Source organism: Pseudoalteromonas sp. APC 3694 (assembly GCF_030407565.1).
GTDB lineage: Bacteria > Pseudomonadota > Gammaproteobacteria > Enterobacterales > Alteromonadaceae > Pseudoalteromonas > Pseudoalteromonas tetraodonis.
In genome coordinates this window covers 1-3,996 of sequence record NZ_JASDDE010000109.1, presented here as the reverse complement: position 1 = coordinate 3,996, position 3,996 = coordinate 1, and the positions used below count along the sequence as shown (strand labels likewise).

Sequence of the window (3,996 nt, the reverse complement as noted above, 5' to 3'; positions counted from 1 at the left end):
TCACTTCTGTGGCACTATTCCAGTTCAATATTAAAATATTAACTTTACTTTTCATTAAGCATTCCTGCAGTAGTAAATATAATTTTACTTTCTACTGTTTCTAAAAAATGTATTATAAAAGTGGCTATTTATTATTCTTTAAGCTTATCGCACGCTTAACAGCTTCATATACGTTAAGTGAATACTTATCTTTTTTGGTTTCTATAACATCATGAAAGCTTAATAAGGATGAAAACTCTTTATTTTTTAATGTTTGATTTTTCTTTTCCTCAATTAAACGTCCTATTAAAGTGGGCCAATTAAAGTAACAGTCGTTTGCAGGAATGATACTTTCATAATCAAAATATAGGTCTCTGTTACTTGCTAAGTAATCCTTTAGATCAAAAGGAGCAAAAATCATACTCCTACCGCTCAGCGAAAAATCAAACATAATACTTGAGTAATCAGTTATTAAACAATCAAAGCTATTAATGGCTTCATAAATATCAGGTACTGTAAACAGTTGTATTGACTGACATTCACTAATAACTTTCTTTAGCAAATCACTGGGTGAATTTGCTGGGTGAACCCTAATATATAAGTCAATACTATTGGCTACTAATAACTTATCAATTTCTTGTGCATCAAATTGGTATTTTTCAAATAAGTCTCCACCATGCGCCTCCACATCACGAAAAGTTGGCATGTAGATAGCTCGGTACTTTCGATTCACTTTCCTCGGTTTGGTAAACACGTCGTTTCTTGGAAAGCCCGTTTCAAAAATTTTATCTGAAGGCTCTCTAAATGCTGAGGAGAAAACTTTTGTACACTCCTTACCCGTTGAAATTATCATGTCATTACGAGTATTTGAAATGATTTCATATAACTTTGGATGTTTAATAGAGAATGATGTACTTTTTATAACTTTGTCATTATCAAAACCAATTTTTTTTAAAGCCATACCATGCCATAACTGCACCCTAAACGTTGTATAGCCTATAAAAAGAGGGTTAAGGTCTGCCCCCACAGAGTGAGTAAAAAATACAACAGAAGCCCTTGCCTGATAGTAAATCCCTAAAAGGCTTTTGTAATAATATGCGTTCACACCTTGGTTTCTTAGGTCATGTATAACCTTTTTATTTTTTCCAATCCAAATTACATTAATATCTTCATCATATTGGGATACATAATTGTATAAGTATTTCGAATTATCAGAAAACTGCTTACCGAACCAACTACCAAACACCCAAGTTTTTTTATTTTTTGGGACTAAAGTTGATAACGTTGCTACTATTAAATTTAATATATAGGAGAATTTATTCATTTATTTATACTTATAAAAGAGTAGGATGCGTGAGATTAAAACCATTACTTCAGTAAATAATAATGCCCGTATAACATTTTCAGCTGTTATCTCTCCTATGTAAGCAAGTATGACAATTACTATTAAATGAATAAAAGCTCCGAAAATAACAGTATAGTTTGCTACGCTAACTCTTCCTATAGCAGCAAAAGCAGGATAACCAAATATGACACTGATAAAGTTTATTGAGGTTAAACATATAAATATCTGTAACACCCCTCCTGAATTTGAAAATTGCTCTCCAAAAATAATAACCATTATTTCATTTGACCACATTACAACTATTGCACTACCACTAATAAGGGGCACTAAAATGACAGGTAATATTTTGAACAAAACACCTGATGATTTATTTTTAGCTACGTAAGGAAACAAAGCTTGTGCTATTGGGCTGGTAAAGCTTTGCGAAGCCAAATATAATTTTTCGCTTGCTCCAAATATCGCAGCCTGTTGTACACCAGAGAATGCTCCAACTATAAAAGTATTAGCAGTGGTATATAGTGATACTGCGGCTCTGGATAGGAAAAAGGAGGTGCTCTTAATGACTTGTTTTTTTATTTCATTTAAATCTGGATATGCTATTGAGTAATTACATGAATAAATAGAATATAAAGCTATTAACATCGCTAACACATTACTCAAACACAAAAATAAAACTACTAATTCGACATCGTCTTTATTATCAACAAAGCCCAACACTAGCACTATATAAAATAATTTAGCGCAAACCATATATATTGTGACCCGCTTCATATTTTCTATTCCTTGAAAAAACCATGTAGGGATCATTGCCTGCGCGAGTACATTTAAGCAGACTAAAATAATAAGGTTATTAGAATAACTTCCGTTAAGAAAGGAATTATTCATAATGAGTAACGCTATAAAAATTCCAAGTACAAGTATTATTTTTATTGTTAAAATAGCACCAATAATTTTACTTATAGCTTGATGGTCTTCTCTCTTTCTCGAGATTTGATAAGTACCTGAAAGGGTAAAGCCATAATCACTAATAATGACACCTATCAAAGATGCGGACATTACTAGCATAAATATACCGAACCCCTCTATCCCTAGTGCTCTTGACAAAAAAGGGAGTATCATAAGTGGTGCAACCATATTTACTAATTGCAATAAAAATAAAGCAAAACTATTTTTAATTACACTGTGCTGTTTTAGTTTTATTAATTTTTCAATCACTTTTTTAGATATCTTTTATAGGTTTTAATCACTCTGTTTACTTCTTTTTTATTGCTTACTTGTTTTTTGTATGTGCACTTGGTATTAAAATTATTTAGAAAATAATGAGCATTTTCATTAGCTATTTATTGTAAATAAAAAGAAAGTCACTATTGAACCTGTATAAACATTACTCACAAGCTAGTCATTAATTGTCACTACTCAACAAAATTAACTTCTCACTTAATTAAAAAATATATAGCCGAGATTTCAGTTATACACCTAATTCAACTAGAATATCACAAATACGTTGGCACGCTTTACCGTCACCATACGGGTTATGAGCGCGGCTCATTGTTTTATATGACTCGTCATTAGTTAATAGCTCATTCAATGCTGAGGTTATTCTAGCTATATCGGTGCCAACCAATTTTACTGTACCCGCGTCTACTGCTTCAGGGCGCTCGGTTGTATCACGCATTACCAGTACTGGCTTACCTAAACTTGGTGCCTCTTCTTGAATACCGCCTGAGTCGGTTAAAATTATATGTGCGCGATTCATTAAATACACAAAGGGTAAGTACTGCTGAGGCTCTATTAAATGCACGTTGTTTACATCATTTAAAATACGCTTAACTGGCTCTTGTACATTAGGGTTCAAGTGTACAGGGTAAAGTATTTGGCAATCTGGGTGCGCTTTAGCTGTTTGTGCTAATGCCTCACAAATGCGTTCAAAGCCACCACCAAAGCTTTCACGGCGGTGGCCGGTAACTAAAATAAGCTTTTTGCTTTCATCAAGCATTGGGAACTGCGCAGCTAAGGTATTACTTAAATCGGTATCACTTTCTATTTGTTGTTTAACCAGTAAAAGTGCATCTATAACCGTATTACCAGTTACCGATATATTTTCAGCCGCGACATTTTCTTTAAGCAGGTTAGCTTTTGAGTTTTCTGTTGGTGCTAAATGATACTTTGTAAGGGAGCCTGTTAATTTACGATTTCCTTCTTCTGGCCACGGTGAATAAATATTACCAGTACGTAAACCAGCCTCAACATGCCCTACTGCTATTTGCTCGTAATATGCAGCTAAGCTTGCTGCAAACGTTGTTGCCGTGTCTCCATGTACTAGTACTACATCGGGTTTGAACTCTTTAAGTACCGGAGTGAGCTCTAGTAAAATACGGCTGGTTATTTCTGGTAATGTTTGCCCAGCTTTCATTAAATTTAAATCGTAATCAGGCGTGATTTTAAACAGCTCAAGTACTTGGTCTAGCATTTCACGATGCTGCGCTGTTACACAGCATTTTGATTCAAAGCGCTCATCTGCGGCAAGAGCATGAACCAATGGAGCCATTTTGATAGCTTCAGGGCGAGTACCGAATACCGTTAATACTTTCACTTTTTCATCCTTTAATAAATTAAATTTAGCTATCAGCTATCAGCTATCAGCTATCAGCTATCAGCTATCAGCTATCAGC

Annotated in this window: 3 protein-coding genes; all 3 read right to left on the bottom strand. The window is 34.1% G+C overall.

Annotated features, from left to right (window positions below; translation table 11 throughout):
* Positions 1 to 124 precede the first annotated feature (124 nt).
* The gene (locus tag QMA00_RS18605; RefSeq protein WP_290158457.1) at positions 125 to 1,303 is read right to left on the bottom strand and encodes a CDP-glycerol glycerophosphotransferase family protein; all 1,179 of its coding nucleotides are present in this window, start codon (positions 1,301 to 1,303) and stop codon (positions 125 to 127) included.
* Positions 1,304 to 2,539: an oligosaccharide flippase family protein gene (locus QMA00_RS18600; RefSeq protein ID WP_290158455.1), complete on the bottom strand. Its 1,236-nt coding sequence runs from the start codon at positions 2,537 to 2,539 to the stop codon at positions 1,304 to 1,306.
* A 253-nt stretch (positions 2,540 to 2,792) separates the two neighbouring features.
* Positions 2,793 to 3,917, bottom strand: coding sequence for a UDP-N-acetylglucosamine 2-epimerase (non-hydrolyzing) (wecB, locus tag QMA00_RS18595; RefSeq protein WP_290158453.1), 1,125 nt, complete (start codon positions 3,915 to 3,917; stop codon positions 2,793 to 2,795).
* Between the last annotated feature and the right edge of the window lie 79 nt (positions 3,918 to 3,996).

Bases quoted from the DNA above. Each gene is read 5' to 3' on its own strand.
- QMA00_RS18605 (WP_290158457.1), bottom strand. From the start codon at position 1,303: ATGAATAAATTCTCCTATATATTAAATTTAATAGTAGCAACGTTATCA.